Source organism: Pseudomonas arsenicoxydans (genome assembly GCF_006438915.1).
GTDB classification, from domain to species: domain Bacteria; phylum Pseudomonadota; class Gammaproteobacteria; order Pseudomonadales; family Pseudomonadaceae; genus Aquipseudomonas; species Aquipseudomonas arsenicoxydans_A.
The window spans coordinates 521541-538783 of record NZ_RCZE01000001.1; the positions used below are offsets into that span (position 1 = coordinate 521541).

At 59.4% G+C, this 17243-nt stretch carries 15 protein-coding genes and 1 pseudogene; 8 read left to right on the top strand and 8 right to left on the bottom strand.

Annotated elements, in window-relative coordinates; genetic code table 11:
• The first annotated feature begins 134 nt into the window (after window positions 1–134).
• Window positions 135–1097, top strand: coding sequence for a LysR family transcriptional regulator (locus tag EAH78_RS02375; protein WP_027926272.1), 963 nt, complete (start codon window positions 135–137; stop codon window positions 1095–1097).
• On the opposite strand, the gene EAH78_RS02380 is transcribed toward EAH78_RS02375, so the two are convergent.
• The 3 genes from EAH78_RS02380 to EAH78_RS02395 all read right to left on the bottom strand — a co-directional run bounded on the left by EAH78_RS02380 (window position 1039) and on the right by EAH78_RS02395 (window position 5344).
• Window positions 1039–1248, bottom strand: a complete 210-nt coding sequence (locus EAH78_RS02380; RefSeq protein WP_027926271.1) for a PA3496 family putative envelope integrity protein — start codon at window positions 1246–1248, stop codon at window positions 1039–1041. The genes EAH78_RS02375 and EAH78_RS02380 overlap by 59 nt on opposite strands.
• A gap of 212 nt (window positions 1249–1460) precedes the next feature.
• Window positions 1461–2327 carry a transcriptional regulator HexR gene (hexR, locus tag EAH78_RS02390; RefSeq protein WP_008027445.1) on the bottom strand — a complete coding sequence of 289 codons (867 nt, stop codon included), beginning with the start codon at window positions 2325–2327 and terminating at the stop codon, window positions 1461–1463.
• 146 nt (window positions 2328–2473) lie between these two features.
• On the bottom strand, window positions 2474–5344 hold the full coding sequence (locus EAH78_RS02395; protein ID WP_140665025.1) for an EAL domain-containing protein: 2871 nt from the start codon (window positions 5342–5344) through the stop codon (window positions 2474–2476).
• Between the two features lie 258 nt (window positions 5345–5602).
• Between EAH78_RS02395 and uvrD the strand changes: the two genes are divergently transcribed.
• From uvrD to EAH78_RS02415, 4 genes are all read left to right on the top strand, one after another.
• Complete coding sequence (gene uvrD / locus EAH78_RS02400) at window positions 5603–7786, top strand: DNA helicase II (protein ID WP_140665028.1); 2184 nt, start codon at window positions 5603–5605, stop codon at window positions 7784–7786.
• 127 nt (window positions 7787–7913) lie between these two features.
• Window positions 7914–8354 (top strand): EamA family transporter, encoded by a 441-nt coding sequence (locus tag EAH78_RS02405; protein WP_046030805.1) that lies wholly within the window; start codon window positions 7914–7916, stop codon window positions 8352–8354.
• A gap of 179 nt (window positions 8355–8533) precedes the next feature.
• On the top strand, window positions 8534–9409 hold the full coding sequence (locus tag EAH78_RS02410; protein WP_140665032.1) for a Tim44 domain-containing protein: 876 nt from the start codon (window positions 8534–8536) through the stop codon (window positions 9407–9409).
• A 135-nt stretch (window positions 9410–9544) separates the two neighbouring features.
• Entirely contained in the window at window positions 9545–9952 is a 408-nt protein-coding gene (locus EAH78_RS02415; RefSeq protein ID WP_007943369.1) for an SMI1/KNR4 family protein, read from the top strand.
• 29 nt (window positions 9953–9981) lie between these two features.
• On the opposite strand, the gene EAH78_RS02420 is transcribed toward EAH78_RS02415, so the two are convergent.
• Window positions 9982–11745: a cation:proton antiporter gene (locus tag EAH78_RS02420; RefSeq protein ID WP_140665036.1), complete on the bottom strand. Its 1764-nt coding sequence runs from the start codon at window positions 11743–11745 to the stop codon at window positions 9982–9984.
• 203 nt (window positions 11746–11948) lie between these two features.
• Here EAH78_RS02420 and EAH78_RS02425 point away from each other — a divergent pair, with 203 nt between their 5' ends.
• Window positions 11949–12431: an acyl-CoA thioesterase gene (locus tag EAH78_RS02425; protein WP_123433184.1), complete on the top strand. Its 483-nt coding sequence runs from the start codon at window positions 11949–11951 to the stop codon at window positions 12429–12431.
• Between the two features lie 116 nt (window positions 12432–12547).
• Here EAH78_RS02425 and pdxY read toward each other — a convergent pair whose 3' ends face one another.
• The gene (pdxY, locus tag EAH78_RS02430; protein ID WP_140665039.1) at window positions 12548–13420 is read right to left on the bottom strand and encodes a pyridoxal kinase PdxY; all 873 of its coding nucleotides are present in this window, start codon (window positions 13418–13420) and stop codon (window positions 12548–12550) included.
• A gap of 120 nt (window positions 13421–13540) precedes the next feature.
• Between pdxY and EAH78_RS02435 the strand changes: the two genes are divergently transcribed.
• Entirely contained in the window at window positions 13541–13954 is a 414-nt protein-coding gene (locus EAH78_RS02435; protein WP_123433186.1) for a DUF3301 domain-containing protein, read from the top strand.
• Here the strand turns inward: EAH78_RS02435 and EAH78_RS02440 are convergent.
• The gene (locus tag EAH78_RS02440) at window positions 13951–14916 is read right to left on the bottom strand and encodes a CobW family GTP-binding protein (protein ID WP_140665042.1); all 966 of its coding nucleotides are present in this window, start codon (window positions 14914–14916) and stop codon (window positions 13951–13953) included. The genes EAH78_RS02435 and EAH78_RS02440 overlap by 4 nt on opposite strands.
• A gap of 27 nt (window positions 14917–14943) precedes the next feature.
• Here EAH78_RS02440 and EAH78_RS02445 point away from each other — a divergent pair, with 27 nt between their 5' ends.
• Window positions 14944–15300, top strand: a complete 357-nt coding sequence (locus EAH78_RS02445; protein WP_140665045.1) for an NADH:ubiquinone oxidoreductase — start codon at window positions 14944–14946, stop codon at window positions 15298–15300.
• A gap of 4 nt (window positions 15301–15304) precedes the next feature.
• Here the strand turns inward: EAH78_RS02445 and EAH78_RS02450 are convergent.
• Together EAH78_RS02450 and zigA are read right to left on the bottom strand one after the other, a co-directional pair.
• Window positions 15305–15956 (bottom strand): annotated as a pseudogene (locus tag EAH78_RS02450) (DUF1826 domain-containing protein).
• Complete coding sequence (zigA, locus tag EAH78_RS02455; RefSeq protein ID WP_140665048.1) at window positions 15956–17164, bottom strand: zinc metallochaperone GTPase ZigA; 1209 nt, start codon at window positions 17162–17164, stop codon at window positions 15956–15958. The pseudogene EAH78_RS02450 and the gene zigA overlap by 1 nt, the downstream one beginning before the upstream one ends.
• Window positions 17165–17243 lie beyond the last annotated feature (79 nt).

Here is a 17243-nt window from a genome sequence, read left to right on the forward strand (position 1 = left end):
GACCAAATGTTTCAATTCAGTCGCAGGGCCACACTAGCCCCCGCAAGGGATTAACAAAAATGAATAATTATTGGGTTAGGCATAAGTAAAGACTTATAGTCGTGGCATCAGCCCGTGCCGAGAGTGACTAGATAATGCGTAAGTCATTGATGCGTATGACATTGCGTCAATTGCAGATTTTCAATGAAGTCTGTGATTTGCGGTCCTACAGCCGGGCAGCCGACGAAATGTCGCTCACACAACCGGCCGTCAGCCTACAGATCCGGCAACTTGAGGAGCTGATTGGTCAGCCCTTGTTTGATTACGTCGGCAAAAAACTCTACATGACTGAGGCCGCCGAAGCACTCCAGCGCGCCAGCCGGGATATTTTCGGGCGCCTGGAAAACCTCGACATGCAGCTTTCGGACATGCAGGGCTCACTGCAAGGGCAGCTGAAACTGGCGGTGGAGTCCAGCGCCAAGTATTTCGTCCCGCACCTGTTTGCCGCCTTTAAACGCCAACATCCCGAGGTTAATCTGCAACTGACGGTCGTCAATCGGGGGCAAGTGATTCGACGCCTGTCAGATAACCGCGATGACTTGGTCATTATGTCGATGGTGCCGCAGGACATGGGGTTGGAGTTCCTGCCGTTCCTCAACAACCCGATTGTGGCGGTGGCGCCGCCGGATCATCCGCTGTGCCACATGGGGCCGCTGCGCCTGCAAGACCTTGAGCCTTACACCCTGCTGATGCGCGAATCCGGTTCCGGGACGCGACTGGCGTGCGAAGAGTATTTCAAGGAAAAGCGCGTGCACTTCAACCAGACCCAGGAAGTCTCGTCAGCCGAAGCTCAGCGGGAATGTGTGCTGGCGGGTCTGGGCGTAGCGCTGTTGACGCGGCACGCCCTGAACCTTGAGTTGGCGACCGGCGGCTTGATTGAGTTGCCGGTCGAAGAGTTGCCGCTCTACCGCAGCTGGTGCCTGGTTCAAGCCAAGGCCAAACGGCTGTCACCGGTGGCGCACGCGTTCCTTGCGTTTATTCGTAGCGAGCGGGTGCAGATCAGCGCGCTGGTTGAGCGTTTCGACGGGAAGTTGTCGGTGCCGCCTGCCAGTAATTGAGTTCCAGCTCTGGGAAATCACCAATCTCGGCCAGCAGTTGGCGGCGTTCGCAGCGATCTTCGATGGCGCGACGGAATTCCATGCGGCGTTGATCTTCTTGCTGACGACGGGTTTTGGCGGCGCTGTTGCGTTCTTCGTAGGGCTGGGCCATTTCGAGTCTCCCAAGGCGATTACGGGAGTTTCAAGATAGGCGCGAGGGATGACGGTTTGGCGGCGGGTGGGTTACAGGGATGTGAACATTACCCAAGGATGTGGCGAAGCTGAAGACGCCTTCGCGAGCAAGCCCGCTCCCACATTTGAAATACATTCCAATGTGGGAGCGGGCTTGCTCGCGATTAAGGTCGGAACGACCTTACGACGACGTCAGTCGTCCAGCGCTTTCACCGATTTGGGCGACAGCCGCAAGCTGCGAAGGCTGCGTTTGACGCTCTTGAGGTGATTGACCAGGCTCGGTCCGCGCGCCATGGCCACGCCCATCGCCAACACGTCGATCACCACCAGGTGAGCGATACGCGAGGTTAGCGGGGTATAGATTTCGGTGTCTTCGTGCACATCGATTGCCAGGTTGACGGTCGACAGTTCAGCCAATGGCGTCTGACTCGGGCACAAAGTGATCAGCGAGGCGCCGCTTTCACGCACCAGATTCGCCGTGATCAGCAGATCCTTGGAGCGCCCGGACTGGGATATACAGATCGCCACGTCGGTCGGCTTCAACGTCACGGCCGACATCGCTTGCATGTGCGGGTCGGAATACGCCGCCGCGGTCAGCAGCAAACGGAAGAATTTATGCTGGGCATCGGCTGCCACGGCACCCGACGCACCAAAGCCATAGAACTCGACGCGCTGGGCCTGGGACATCAGCGACACAGCCCGCTGCAACTCCACCGGATCGAGCTTCTCGCGAACTTCCATCAAGGTATGCAAGGTGGTATCGAAGATTTTCAGGCTGTAGTCGGCGACGGAATCGTCTTCATGGATCGCAAACTGACCGAAGCTGGCACCGGCGGCCAGGCTCTGCGCCAGCTTCAGTTTCAGGTCCTGAAAACCGGAACAACCGATGGCGCGACAGAAGCGCACGATGGTCGGCTCGCTGATGCCGACGCTGTGGGCCAGGTCGGCCATGGAGCTGTGCATCACCGCCGCAGGATCAAGCAGCACGTGGTCGGCGACCTTGAGCTCCGACTTGCGTAAGAGATGGCGTGACTGGGCGATGTGTTGCAGCAGATTCAAAGGGCTGGACTCTTTGTTATTGGCAGTTGCCGGGGATGTAGCAAGCTTGTAGTTATACTACAAGAATTCGCTTTTTGCCTGCTCAATGCGTAACTCCATGTCCCCATTCCACGCCACATGCGCTCCATGTAGCCCCTCGGCAGCTGCTACAAGGAGTTTGTGTCGTGACGTAAAAGTACAGCCAGATCATTGGCCTCGACCGGCCGACTAATCAAATAGCCTTGCACTTCATCGCAGCGCTCGGCTTTCAAAAACTCCAGCTGCTCCTGCCGCTCAACGCCTTCGGCCACCACTTTCAGCGACAAACCATGCGCCATCGCAATGATCGCCCGGGTGATCGCCGCATCCACAGTGCCCTCCCCCAGCCCACGGATAAACGCCTGATCGATCTTCACGTAGTCCACCGGAATACGCTTGAGGTAGCTCAGGGACGAATACCCGGTGCCAAAATCGTCGATCGCCAACTTCACCCCCAGATCCCGCAGCTGCTGGAAGGTCGCGATGATGTGCTCGACGCTGTCCAGCAATTGGCTTTCGGTGAGCTCCAGCTCCAGGTAGTGCGGCGCCAGGCCGGTTTCTTCCAGCACCTGACGCACCAGGCTGACCAGCTTGCCCTGACGCAATTGATGCACCGACAGGTTGACCGACACCCGGATCGGTTCCAGCCCCTGCCGCTGCCATTCACAGGCTTGCCAGCAGGCTTGGCGCAAAACGAATTCGCCAATCGGGCCGATCAGCCCGGTTTCCTCGGCCAGACCGATAAAGTCCCCTGGCGGCACCCGGCCCATGGTCGGATGATCCCAGCGCACCAGCGCTTCGGCGGCATTCAAGCGGCCCGTGGCGAGGCAGCGTTTGGGCTGGTAATAGACTTTCAGCTGCTTTTCTTCGATGGCTTTGCGCAGCTGGTTTTCCAGCTGCAAACGCTCCAGTGTGCTGGCTTGCAGGCTTTCGGTATAAAACTGAAAGTTGTCGCCGCCCAAGTGCTTGGCGTGCTGCATGGCCATGTTCGACTGACTGACCAGCGCGGAAATTTCCCGCGCGTTATCCGGCAACATGCTGATGCCCATGGACGCACTGATGACCAATTCATGGCCATCGACGGAGACCGGTAATCGCAGCTTGGTCGACAACCGCGTCGCCACCCGCGCCAGGCTCGACAGGTTGCCATAGGTATCAAACAGCACCGCAAACTCGTCGCCGGAAAGCCTGGCGATCGTGTCGGCCTCTGGCAGCGCGTTGACCAGACGCCGGGACATCTTTTGCAGCAGTTGGTCGGCGACGTCATGGCCCAGGCTGTCATTGAGCAGTTTGAAACGATCCAGATTGATGTGCAGCAACGCCAGGCTACGCCCGCCCTGGCGCACCCGCTGATGCGCCTCGCGCAACCGTTCCCGGAACAACGAGCGGTTCGCCAGGCCCGTCAGTTCGTCATAGTGGGTCAAATAACGCATGCGCTCTTCGGATTCGCGGCGAGCCGACAGATCGGCGAAGAAGCCGACAATATGGCTCACATTTCCTCGGGTATCGCGCACTGCGTTCAGTTGCAGCCATTGCGGATAGAGCTCGCCGTTTTTACGGGTCTCGACCAATTCGCCTTGCCACGTCCCGTGCTGCGCCAGCGCCTGATGGATAGCGCCGTAGTGGCGGCGAGCATCGCGACTGCAGGGGAGCTCGACGACGTTGCGTCCCAGCATGTCACCGATGTCATAACCGGTGACTCGACTGAAGGCCTGATTAACGGCGATCAAGGCGTAATCGGGATCGAAAATCACGATGCCTTCGCTGGCGGCTTCGAACACGGTCGCGGCCAGTTGGCGTTGTTCTTCCTGGCCTTTGCTCGCGCTGATGTCGCGACGGGTGCCGACCATGCGGATCACCCGACCCGTTTTGCTGCGCTCGACGGCCCGGCCGCGGTCCTCGATCCAGACCCAGTGGCCGTCGCCATGCCGCACACGGTACTCGATCTGGTAATCCTCGCTGCGCCCCTTCAAATGCTCGACCAGCGCGCGCTTCAGCGCTGGCAGGTCTTCGGGGTGCAATCGCGGTCGAAGGTGGCGGAGCATGGCTGTCACATATTCCGGCGCGAGGCCGAACAATTCCTGGATCTGCGTGTGATGGACTTCGTCGGTTTGCAGGTTCCAGTCCCACAGCCCCAGTTCGCTGGCCTTCAACGCCAACGCCAGCCGCGCTTCACTCTTACTCAGAGCCTGGTTGGCGACGTCGAGCTCCAGGCTGCGCTGGGCGACACGGTTTTCCAGCTCGACCTGGGCTTCACGCAGTTTTTCTTCGGCGCATCGACGGTGATCGATCTCTTTGGCTAACTCGTGATTGAGCTGGTCGCCGCAGCTTTGCGCTTGCTGCAAATGCTCGATCAACGCCTGATTCTGGAAACGCCGCAGCAATCCGCTGTCGATCAGTCGGTTGACCTGCCAGGCAATCACGCTGAGTGCGCCCAACAAAATCAAGCCGAACCAGCCCCAGCCATGGTCCTGCGCATCGCCGCCCCAGAATAAATAGGCGATGGCCGGCAACAGGCAAGGCAAGGTAAAGGACAGAAACGCCGGCAGGCTGACAGCGTAGGCCACGCTGGCAGAAAGGCCGGCCGCACCAATCAGGCCGAATACCCAGGCTTGCTGCATGAAATTGTCGGCGGGCACCAGGGCAATACCGGCACCGGCGAGGGTAAGGCCAGTGAGGCCAGAGCCGAGCAAAAACATGCGACGCCAGATCGGATGCGCCTGGCGGTTGGGAATCGCAGAATCGAAGGCCGCGACTTGAATCACCCGCAACGCCACCAGCGACAACAGCCACACCAGCCAGACGCTGACCAGGAAATAGCGCTGCGGGCTCCAGAGCAAACCGGCGCAGACCAGACCATTGATCAACATGAATAATGTGGGCAGCAGTGACCCCTGATAGAGCAGGCGCGTGCGTTCGACCGCCATTTCCATGGCGTACTGCTTGCGGATAACCCGCGGCTCCACCGTGGGGCCCGACAGGTCGGTGCTGAGGGTCATAGGCAATGTTCTTGTTCTTATAATGATGAGCATGAGCCCGAAACGTCGACGGAGCATACACAAGCCAATGCCCTTACCAAACTGCCCCAGATCATTAATTCGACAATATTTACGCCGCCCGTGACCCTACCAAAACCCTTGGAGCGCGGCCCGCCAACGGCTGCGACCAGTGACTGACCGGTCGTCCTTCGTGGATCTTTCATCGGCTAATGCAAAGCTCGGTTTGCCCGGTGTCTCGGCGCACCCTAGAATGCCCCGATGCGCGATGATCTCTCCCTTCTGCTGAACTCCCTCAACGATGCCCAACGCCAGGCCGTAGCTGCCCGCGTGGGTCGTCAGTTGGTCCTGGCCGGTGCTGGTTCCGGTAAAACCCGAGTGCTGGTGCACCGTATCGCCTGGTTGATCCAGGTCGAAAACGCCTCGCCGCACTCAATCCTGTCGGTGACCTTCACCAACAAGGCCGCGGCTGAGATGCGTCAACGCATCGAGCAGCTGATGGGGCTCAACCCCGCCGGCATGTGGGTCGGCACCTTCCACGGCCTGGCGCACCGCTTGCTGCGGGCGCACTGGCAGGAAGCCGGGCTGAGCCAAACGTTCCAGATTCTCGACAGCGACGACCAGCAACGTTTGGTCAAACGCGTGATCCGCGAGCTGGGCCTGGACGAGCAACGCTGGCCGGCCCGTCAGGCCCAGTGGTTCATCAACGGGCAGAAAGACGAAGGTCTGCGTCCACAACACATTCAAGCCAGCGGCGATCTGTTCCTGGCGACCATGCGCAGCATTTATGAGGCCTACGAGGCTGCCTGCCTGCGCGCTGGCGTGATCGACTTCTCCGAATTGCTGCTGCGTGCCCTTGACCTGTGGCGCGACCACCCGGGCTTGCTGGCTCATTATCAGAAACGCTTCCGCCACATCCTGGTAGACGAATTCCAGGACACCAACGCCGTGCAGTACGCCTGGTTGCGCTTGCTGGCCAAGGGCGGCGACAGCCTGATGGTGGTCGGTGACGACGACCAGTCGATCTACGGCTGGCGCGGGGCGAAAATCGAGAACATCTATCAGTACTCCGACGACTTCCCTGACGCCGAGACCATTCGCCTGGAGCAGAACTATCGCTCCACCGCCGGTATTCTCAAGGCCGCCAACGCCCTGATTGCCAACAACACCGGGCGCATGGGCAAAGAGCTGTGGACTGATGGCGGTGAAGGCGAAGCGATCAACTTGTACGCCGCGTTCAACGAACACGACGAAGCACGTTACGTGGTGGAAACCATCGAAAGCGCGCTGAAAACCGGCTTGGCTCGCAGCGATATCGCGATTTTGTACCGCTCCAACGCCCAATCCCGCGTTTTGGAAGAAGCCCTGCTGCGTGAACGCATTCCGTACCGCATCTATGGCGGTCAGCGCTTCTTCGAGCGGGCAGAAATCAAAAACGCCATGGCTTACCTGCGCTTGCTGGAAGGCCGAGGCAACGATGCGGCACTGGAACGGGTGATCAACGTCCCGGCCCGTGGCATTGGCGAAAAAACCGTCGAAGCCATCCGCGACCATGCCCGTCATAGCGATGTGTCGATGTGGGAAGCCATGCGCCTGCTGGTCGCCAATAAAGGCCTGACCGGCCGCGCGGCTGGCGCGCTCGGTGCCTTTATCGAGTTGATCGAGAACCTCGCTGCCAAGTGCATGGAAATGCCCCTGCACCTGATGACCCAGACGGTCATCGAGCAATCCGGGCTGATCGCCTATCACCAGGCGGAAAAAGGCGAAAAGGGCCAGGCTCGGGTAGAAAACCTTGAGGAACTGGTCAGCGCCGCGCGCAACTTCGAAAACGCCGAAGAAGACGAAGACCTGACGCCACTGGCGGCGTTCCTTGGCCATGCGTCGCTGGAGGCCGGTGATACTCAGGCCGAAGAGCACGAAGACAGCATTCAGCTGATGACCTTGCACAGCGCCAAGGGCCTGGAATTCCCTTACGTGTTCCTGGTGGGCATGGAAGAAGGCCTGTTCCCGCACAAGATGAGCCTGGAAGAGCCCGGCCGTCTTGAGGAAGAACGCCGCCTGGCCTACGTCGGCATCACCCGGGCGATGCAGAATCTGGTGATGACCTATGCTGAAACCCGACGCCTGTATGGCAGCGAAACCTACAACAAGGTCTCGCGTTTCGTACGGGAAGTGCCGAAAGGTTTGATCCAGGAAGTACGTCTGTCCAACAGCGTCAGCCGTCCTTTCGGCGGCAATCAATCGATGAGCGGCAGTAACTTGTTCAGCGGCAGCGAGATTCCGGAAACCGGCTTCAGCCTGGGTCAGACGGTAAGGCACTCGATCTTTGGTGATGGTGTGATCCTGAATTTCGAAGGGGCCGGGGCTCAGGCGCGGGTGCAGGTGAACTTCAGTGAAGGCAGCAAGTGGCTGATGCTGGGTTACGCGAAGCTGGAAGCTGTTTAGGGTTTACTGATCGTTCCCACGCTCTGCGTGGTAACGCCGCCGTGGACGCTCTGCGACCACTGTGACGCGGAGCGTCACTGGATGCATTCCCCCGCAGAGCGAGGGAACGATTATCAGAGGAATATGTATGGGCTCAGGCTTCTTTTCTTCCTGGACATTCTGGGCCCTGATGTCGGCGGCGTTTGCCGCCATGACCGCGATCTTCGCCAAAATCGGCATCGAAAACGTCAATTCCGACTTCGCCACCCTGCTACGCACCGTAGTGGTATTGGTCAGCCTGGCCTTGATTTTGTACGCCACGGGCCAATATCAGTCATTAGGATCGATCTCGGCGAAGAGCTACCTGTTCTTGCTGCTGTCGGGACTGGCCACCGGCGCCTCGTGGATCTGCTACTTCCGCGCGCTGAAACTGGGGCCGGCCTCGCTGGTGGCGCCGGTGGACAAGCTCAGCGTGGTGCTGGTGGCGGTGCTCGGCGTGATCCTGCTGGGCGAAAAACTCGACCTGCGCCAATGGGGCGGAATCGGCCTGATCACGGCCGGTGTGGTCATGCTGGCGCTGCGACGCTAGGCATCCTTCCTACAGAAGCTATCCACTCGTCCCACGGACCGAAATCAAAAGGCCTTATTGCGCTGACTGAAGCTGAACGCAACCTGTCAGGCAAAAGCCCGAAACACTCTGCCGCTAGCCAGTAACACTTCAGCTGTGCAACATGGCGCGCGTGCCATCCACAAATGGGATTACCCTTTATGAAACGTTTTCTTAGCATCGCCATGGCGCTGTGCATCGGCCTGACGATGAGCCTCGACGCCAACGCCAAGCGCTTTGGTGGCGGCAAAAGCGTCGGCGCTGCGCCGACCCACCAGACCAGCCAAATGGCGCCTTCTTCTCCAGGCATGGGCGGCGCTGCGGCGACCGCTGGTGCTGCCGGTGCCGCGGGCGCTGCGGCCAAGGCTGGCGGTGCTTCGCGCTGGCTCGGCCCTCTCGCCGGCATCGCTGCCGGTGGCCTGCTGGCCTCCATGTTCATGGGCGGCGGCTTCCAGGGCATGCAGATCTTCGACATCCTGATCATGGCGGTCATCGCCTTCCTGATCTTCCGCTTCATCGCCGCTCGTCGTCGCAAGCAACAGGAGCACATGGCTCCAGCTGGCCACGCGCCAATGCAACGTGAAGCGTTCGATCAAAAGCCTGCTGGCGGTTCGATCTTCGGCGGTTCGGCTGCACCGGTTGCCGCTCGTCCGGTCATCAATGCGCCGGCCTGGTTCAATGAACAGAACTTCATTGAAGCGGCCCGCAACCACTTCCAGTCCCTGCAGCAGCATTGGGACGCCAACGAAATGGACAAGATTGCCGAGTTCGTGACCCCGCAAATGCTCGAGTTCCTCAAGCGCGAACGCGCTGACCTGGGCGAAGGCTTCCAGTCCACCTACATCGATAACCTCAATGTACAACTGGACGGCGTGGATGATCGTGCCGACAAGACCATCGCCACCCTGACCTTCAGCGGCGTGTCGAAAACTTCGCGCTTCGACCAGGGCGAAGTGTTCAGCGAAAGCTGGAACATGGAACGGCCACAGGGCGAAAACCAGCCTTGGCTGGTCGCTGGTATCCGCCAGAACGGCTGATCCCAAGGCGTTAAGCATGTTGTAATAAAAACCCCAGCCTCGGCTGGGGTTTTCTATTTCGCGGTTGCATCTATAGCGAGCTACTGTATAAACCGCCCCAACTAAACCGCGCCATCAAGCAAGAGGATCCCGGACGTGGAAGAAATCATCGAACAACTGCGTGAAGCCAACGAACCGGTACCGGTCCCCTTGGAGCTGCCCGACGAAGACCAGATCGTGGAAATCGAAGAACAACTGTTCATCGATATTCCATTCGTCTTCAGAGAATTTTTGCTGACCGTCAGCGACGTGGTCTACGGCAGCCTGGAGCCGGTGACTGTCACCGACCCGCAATCCCACACCTACCTGCCAGACGTTGCCGCCAACGCCTGGGACGCTGGCGTTGACCGCAGCATGATCCCGATCTGCCAGGACGGTGACGACTACTACCTGGTCGAAGAAGACGGCACCGTGGTGCTGTGGCAAGCAGAAGAAGAACTGATCGCCGAGGAAACCTGGGAATCTGTGTGGCACTGGGCGCGGGACGTCTGGCTGGAAAGCTGAGTCGCCTCGGCTTTGTAGCAGGTGTAGTGTCAGTGGCCGGATGCATCGTTGTGGTTGTCTAACGTTTCGAGCAGGGCTACCTGCATCCGCGTGTGCACGCGGATGAACCAGCGCCAGAGCAATGCGGCCACGGCGGCGGCGACCACGATGATCAATACCAGCAACTTGTTGGTCGGCAGAATACTGGCCGACAAGGCTGCCAGTAGCAGGAAAATCACCAGCAGCGAGAGGATCGGAATCACTTCGGCGATCACCCGACGCACTCGCTGCGTGTGGCGCCCGGCCATTTCCGGCTTCACGCCCATCTCCGCCAACAGCAGCGATAGCGCCTTGAGCTTGCGATAGGCGGCGATCAGGAACGGCAGCGACACCAGCAGCGCCCCACCCCAAATCAATGCTTTCTGCCAGCTCGGGTCGTTGATCCAGTCTTGAAAATAGACGGACACGCGCTCGGCGAAGAATGCCCCCGAGAAGAAAATCGCAATCACCAACGCCAGATTGACCCCCACCTGCAACAAAATCCGCCGAATCATCGACGCCAGCAGCGCGCCCTCGCCCTGCGGCTGAATGCTGCGCAGCCATTCGCCGTACATCCCAAACACCCTGCCCAGCCGTTGCGGCATCACCGCAGCCAGCTTGATCGACAGCGGATCGGCCGCGCGAATCAGGTACGGAGTCAGCAGCGTAGTGATCACCGAAACCGCCACGGCGACCGGGTAGAGGAAATTGCTGGTGACCTGCAGCGTCATGCCCAGCGCGGCGATGATGAAAGAAAATTCGCCAATCTGCGAAAGCCCCATCCCCACGCGCAGTGAGGTGCGTCCGTCATTGCCGGCGATAAACGCACCGAGTCCGCAGGACAGCATCTTTCCAAGCACCACAGCCACGGTGATCACGGCGATTGGCCAGGCGTATTGCAGGAGGATCATCGGGTCCAGCATCAGGCCGATGGCGACGAAGAAGATGGCGCTGAACAAGTCGCGAACGGGCTCGATCAGGCGCTCTATTTTCAACAGTTGCCGAGACTCGGCCATGATCGCGCCAATCAAAAACGCGCCGAGCACCATGCTGTATTCCAGCTTCACCACCAACAGGCAGAAACCGAAACACAACCCCAGCACGGTGATTAGCAGCATCTCGTTGCTGTCGAATTTGGCCACGTAAGCCAACAGCCGCGGCACCAGCAAAATCCCGATGACCAACGCGACAATCATGAACAGCGAGAGCTTGCCGACCGTGGAAAACACTTCGCCGGAGCTGACTGTGCCGCTGACGGCGATGCTCGACAGCAACGCGATGATGCCGATGCCCAGGATGTCTTCAACGATCAGCACACCGAAGATCAACTGCGCGAAGCGCTCGTTTTTCATCTTCAGGTCGTTGAGGGCCTTGACGATGATGGTGGTCGAGGAAATCGCCAGGATCGCGCCGAGGAACAGCGAATCCATGGTGTTCCAGTCAAACCAGCGACCGATCTCGTAGCCGATCCAAATCATCAGCACGATTTCAAGGAACGCTGCGATGAATGCCGTGGCGCCAACCTTGAATAACTTGCGCAGACTGAATTCGAGGCCGAGGCAGAACATCAGGAAGATCACCCCAAGCTCCGCGAGGGTCTTGATGGTCTCTTCGTCGTGGATCAGGCCGAACGGCGGTGTGTGCGGGCCGATGATGAAACCGGCAACGATGTAGCCCAGCACCACCGGCTGCTTGAAGCGATGGAATAGCACGGTCACCACGCCCGCGATCAACATGATCACTGCCAAATCCTGAATGAAACTGATGGCATGCATGGCGTGTGCTCCTTAAGGGGGGGACTTTTGGAGGTTAACACCGGGACTTGCGCCGCAAAGGCGGTGCAATATATGGAAACAGATCGAAACAGGCGTGACGGCAGCCACCTGCCCGGCGTCCCGATAACTGTTGGTTTTGAAAAGCTGACAAGGCACCCGCAGAGGTGCGCCCCTGAAATTCTGCCTTGAACCGTGAGAACGCTATGGAACCCGGAAACGCACAACTGTCGATGACGGTATTGATGACCCCCGACATGGCCAACTTCTCTGGCAATGTCCACGGCGGTACTTTGCTCAAGTACCTCGACGAAGTCGCGTATGCATGCGCCAGCCGTTATGCCGGTCGCTACGTGGTGACGCTGTCGGTGGACCAGGTTATTTTCCGCGAGCCGATTCATGTCGGCGAACTGGTGACCTTCCTGGCTTCGGTCAACTACACCGGCAACACCTCCATGGAAGTGGGGATCAAGGTGGTGACCGAAAACATCCGCGAGCGCTCGGTGCGCCACACCAATAGCTGCTTTTTCACCATGGTCGCGGTGGATGACGACCGCAAACCGGCTGTTGTCCCGCCACTGCAACCGCAGAACAGCGAAGACAAACGCCGCTTCATGCAGGCCCAGCAGCGTCGGCAGATTCGTCAGGAACTGGAAAAGCGCTATCAGGAAATCAAGGGTGATGCCTGATAGTTGTGACCTGTTTTAGATAGCCATCGCGAGCAAGCTCGCTCCCACATTGAATTTGTGAACGGCACAGATCAAGTGTGCGAGCGAGCCTGCTCGCGATTGGGATCAACGCCGAATCAGAGACTGATCGCCGTCGCCTCAAACCGCACCCGCGGATGAGCAATCCGGTCCTGCGCCCGCACCAATTCGAGCTCATAGCTGGCACAGGCCTGAGTCTCCAGCAGCACCTCATGAACCGCTGCGGCCGTAAACTCAAACGCAGCGACCAGACTGTCGCCCAACAACACCCGCGCCAGAAACAGCCCGGACGTCAGGTCCCCCACGCCCACCGGCTTACGCGGAAACGCCAGCAGCGGGCGACGCAGGTGCCAGCTGCCTTCAGTGGTCACCAGCAACATCTCGAAGCCATCCGCCGGTTTACCGGGATAGTCCAGATGCTTGACCAGCACCGCCTTCGGCCCGCGCGCCAACAGTGCTCGCGCCATGGCCAGACAATCGAATAGTGACTGTGGTTTACGTCCAGAGAAGCTGTCCAGTTCCAACTGGTTCGGGCACATGAAGTCAGCCACAGACGCCGCTTCTTCCAGCAGGAAATCGCTGACTTCGGCCGGTACGCTACAACCTTTCTCCGGATGGCCCATCACCGGGTCGCACAAATACAGTGCTTTGGGATTCACCGACTTGATGCGCGCCACGCCGGTCAGGATCGCCCGGCCCTGCGCAGCACTGCCCAGGTAGCCGGACAGCACCGCATCGCAGTTGCCCAGCTCGCCAATCGCGGCAATGCCTTCGACCAACTCAGGGATATGGTGCGGCGCCAGCACTTCACCCGTCCACTGGCCGTACTGGGTGTGGTTGGAGAACTGCACCGTATTGAGCGGCCAGACATTCACCCCGACCCGCTGCATCGGGAAAACCGCGGCGCTGTTGCCAGCGTGGCCGAACACCACGTGGGACTGAATGGCGAGCAGATGGGGCGTACGTTTCATGCGGTGAGTTTTCCGTAAAACGATTGAAATTCAAGTCGCGCAGTATGCGACGAAACGCAGCCTGTACGACAGACCGGCGACGCAGTTAAGCTGACACTATCTAGTTGGAGCACCCTGTTAATGCTGACCCTCGGAAATATCTTCGTGCTAATGCTGCTCGCCACCGGTGGCGCGTGGTTGTGGCATAACCACGGCTTGCGCGAGCGCGCGCTGGAACGGGTCAAGCAGCATTGCGCCAAGCTCGGTATCGAGTTGCTGGACGGCAACGTGGCCCTGAAAAAGATCGCGTTCATCAAAGACGCCAACGGCCGGCGGCGCCTGGCTCGCGTGTACAACTTTGAGTTCACCGTGACCGGCGAAACCCGCCACAATGGCACCATCACCCAATTCGGCGCCCACAGCGCGCAGATTGAACTGGCGCCCTACCCGATGCCGTTCGACGACACGCCAGCGGTCGTCGATGTGGTGAAGCCCCGCGCCGAGGTGATCGAGTTGAGCCAGTGGCGGCAAGAACACACCAAGTGGCGCCCTTAAACTGACCGACAGCCGGCCAGAGCGCTTTGCAGTGAATCAACCTCCTGCAGCTCGCTGAAAATCAGTTCTATCCGCGAATCCTGGCGCCATTCGCTGGGCTTCCATTCCAGTTCCGAATTATCCAGCGCATTGGCTGACACCCAACCGTCGACGCTGTGGATAACCAGCTTCGCCCGCCGCCAGGACAGGCTTTCAAGCCATTGGCCGATTCGAGCCTTATCGAACCTCTGGCTTGGGTGCCAACGCCAGCCGATGCTCCAGCCCCCCTCCTGTTCCTGACTCAAGCAAATCGGCAGCGCGGGATCGGTCCAGATGGCCGGCATTTGCGCCAGCCCCTTGGGCACGATGAAGTTATCCACACCCGCTACCGCCTGAGCCTGGAACCCCGGCAAGTTGCTCAATGGCAACTGAGCGTGCTGCGTCCAGTACAGAGGACGAGGCAGTAACTGCGCGGCGATACGCTGGCGATCATCGACGTCGAGATCTTCTGCCTTGTTCAACACCAACAAGCCGGCACTGTTCAATGTCTCCCGTTGCGCGGCAGGTAGCGGTTTGCCAGCCGCGAGCGCTTCAGCATCCAATACCAGTACGCAGGGTTGTACCGCCAGTACACCGACCCACGGCGCCTCATTCAACTGCTCAAGCAGCCGGGCCGGATGTCCAAGACCGGAGGGTTCGATGAACAGCCGATCCGGTTTCGCCTTGCGCAGCAAGCGCCCGAGCCCGATCTGAAACGGCGCACCATTGACGCAACACAAACAGCCGCCGGCCACTTCGCCCAGTGCGATACCATCGGCATCCGAGGTCAACAGCGCAGCGTCGAGGCCGATCTGCCCGAATTCGTTGATCAGCACCGCCCAGCGCTCGCCCACCGGCCGCTGCGTCAACAGGTGCTTGATCAGGCTGGTTTTGCCGGCGCCCAAAGGACCCGCAATGACGTGAGTGGGAATGTTCTGCAACATGGTCGGCACTTTCTGAGGAGGTAAAAGATGCGGTGGATGGGATTGTCGTTACTGCTGGCGCTGGTTTCCGGCGAGGTGTTTGCCCAGGCTTGCGTGGTACATACCACATCCGCGAGATTAGACGTAAAAGTTTGCCAGCAAAACCGCAACATCCCGGAAAAGCTCTTCGCCGACGGCTTCTGCCAGCCGAACCTGGCCGGGCAAACAGTCGACGTGCAGTACGTTGACCAATGCCCAACCGGCGCATTCGGGGTGTGCAGCAACGCTCAAGTCGCCAATATGCCTTACCGGCAGGACATTCACTATTACGGCGTGGCCACCGATGCGGCCTATTTGAAGCCGTTTTGCGAAACGCAGAGCCAGGGCATCTGGCTCAAGCCTTGAGGCGTTAGCCGAGCCAATCGAGGGTCAGGATCAAACGACACTCGCCCGGAGCCGGTTGCGGCGAGCGATGGATCAGGCCAAACCCTTCGTTGCCGTGCCACTTCTCACCTTTGAACAGCGCCACGTCCCCGCTGGCGAGCTGCTCGATCAGCGAATTCTGTACCGGCTCAGCCTCAGGTTGGCCCAATTGGCGACGGTCCATAACGCCCTCTCGCAGCCACTGACTGCCGATGCCGGAATACGTAGTGATCAACCGCACCGGCACATGATCGACGTGGAAACGCGGGCACATGGCCGTGTCCAGCGCCCGCATACGCAGGCCGATGCGCTTGGCGCCCAGCAAACAGGCAAACGCACTGACCAGCCACGACACATCGGCAACGAACCCCTCATACCCTTGTAGATCGCTGAAACCTGGAACCAGCCCCCCGCAAATCGGGTTCTACGTCATCGCTGGGCAGCTCCAGGACCAGCGACTCGGCTAACGGTACGTTGAGGGACAGCAACAGCTGGCCGAAATCTGCGATATGCACCGGAAGCTGGCGCTGCCAAATGGCGAGGTTTACGTCGTCATCGAGGATTCTGGCGAGTGTTTGCGGCGATTCGCCCTGGACAGGATGAACGACCGAACGCTGCTTCAGACTCGGCGCCAACATCAGGCGGCGGCCTCTTCGTGCCACGGGCCAAACGGGTCTGGCAGCAATCGCCAACCTTCGACACCCAAGGCCATTTCGGCCTCCGTCAGCAGACAATCGTCCAGTTCGGCAGTGAGTTGCGCGAAGTCGATGTTTTGACCGATGAACACCAATTCCTGACGGCAATCACCGGTGGCGGCGGTCCAGTTCTGCATGATCCCGGCGGTGCTTTCTTCGTTCTGCGGCCACTGGGTTTTCGGCACAAAACGCCACCAGCGCCCCGCGAAACCATGACGCATCAAGCCACCCGCCTGGGACCAGCTGCCGGCGTCCATGGGCTTACTCGCCAGCCAGAAAAAGCCTTTGGAGCGCAGCAATTTTCCATTCACCCAAGGGCGGTCGACGAAACTGAAAAAGCGTTGCGGATGAAAGGGTCGGCGGGCCCGGTAAGCGGTCGAGGCGATGCCATATTCCTCGGTTTCCGGTACGTGCTCGCCACGCAATTCCTGCAACCATCCCGGCGCCTGAGCGGCTTTCTCAAAGTCGAAGCGACCGGTATTGAGGATTTTTTCCAGGGGCACCTCACCCATGACCATGGGGATAATGTCCGCCTGCGCGTTGAGGCGTTGAAGAATCGCGATCAGCTCCTCGCGTTCGCGGCGGCTGATCAGGTCGATCTTGCTGATCAGGATGACGTCGGCGAATTCGATCTGCTCGATCAACAGGTCAGTGATTGAGCGCTCATCCTCCTCACCCAACGTTTCGCCTCGGGAAGCGAGGCTTTCGGCAGCCTGATAGTCGAGCAGGAAGTTCATGCCATCCACCACCGTGACCATGGTGTCGAGCCGCGCAATGTCGGCCAGGCTTTGCCCTTCTTCATCACGAAAGGTAAAGGTTTCCGCCACGGGCAGTGGTTCGGAGATGCCGGTGGATTCGATCAACAGGTAGTCGAAACGTCCGTCCCTGGCGAGTTTGCCGACTTCTTCGAGCAGGTCTTCGCGCAAGGTGCAGCAAATGCAGCCGTTGCTCATTTCGATGAGTTTCTCTTCGGCGCGGTTCAGGCTGACATCACGCTGGACTTCGCTGCCATCGATATTGATCTCGCTCATATCGTTGACGATGACGGCGACCCGCAGGTTGTCGCGATTGCGCAGGACGTAGTTGAGCAACGTACTTTTTCCGGCGCCGAGAAAGCCCGACAAAACGGTTACGGGTAGACGATTGGGCATCAGGTATTCCTCACAAGGATGCCCGGTCGCAGTGTCGGGCTTGATATGATGTTATAGTATAACAATGCAATCAAGCCAC

Excerpts from the sequence above, each read along its gene's own strand:
- EAH78_RS02440 (WP_140665042.1), bottom strand. The coding sequence starts at position 14,916 with ATGTTGCAGAACATTCCCACTCACGTCATTGCGGGTCCTTTGGGCGCC.
- EAH78_RS02410 (WP_140665032.1), top strand. The coding sequence starts at position 8,534 with ATGAAACGTTTTCTTAGCATCGCCATGGCGCTGTGCATCGGCCTGACG.
- EAH78_RS02405 (WP_046030805.1), top strand. The coding sequence starts at position 7,914 with ATGGGCTCAGGCTTCTTTTCTTCCTGGACATTCTGGGCCCTGATGTCG.
- pdxY (WP_140665039.1), bottom strand. The coding sequence starts at position 13,420 with ATGAAACGTACGCCCCATCTGCTCGCCATTCAGTCCCACGTGGTGTTC.
- EAH78_RS02445 (WP_140665045.1), top strand. The coding sequence starts at position 14,944 with ATGCGGTGGATGGGATTGTCGTTACTGCTGGCGCTGGTTTCCGGCGAG.
- EAH78_RS02435 (WP_123433186.1), top strand. The coding sequence starts at position 13,541 with ATGCTGACCCTCGGAAATATCTTCGTGCTAATGCTGCTCGCCACCGGT.
- EAH78_RS02420 (WP_140665036.1), bottom strand. The coding sequence starts at position 11,745 with ATGCATGCCATCAGTTTCATTCAGGATTTGGCAGTGATCATGTTGATC.
- zigA (WP_140665048.1), bottom strand. The coding sequence starts at position 17,164 with ATGCCCAATCGTCTACCCGTAACCGTTTTGTCGGGCTTTCTCGGCGCC.
- EAH78_RS02375 (WP_027926272.1), top strand. The coding sequence starts at position 135 with ATGCGTAAGTCATTGATGCGTATGACATTGCGTCAATTGCAGATTTTC.
- EAH78_RS02425 (WP_123433184.1), top strand. The coding sequence starts at position 11,949 with ATGGAACCCGGAAACGCACAACTGTCGATGACGGTATTGATGACCCCC.
- EAH78_RS02395 (WP_140665025.1), bottom strand. The coding sequence starts at position 5,344 with ATGACCCTCAGCACCGACCTGTCGGGCCCCACGGTGGAGCCGCGGGTT.
- uvrD (WP_140665028.1), top strand. The coding sequence starts at position 5,603 with ATGCGCGATGATCTCTCCCTTCTGCTGAACTCCCTCAACGATGCCCAA.
- EAH78_RS02380 (WP_027926271.1), bottom strand. The coding sequence starts at position 1,248 with ATGGCCCAGCCCTACGAAGAACGCAACAGCGCCGCCAAAACCCGTCGT.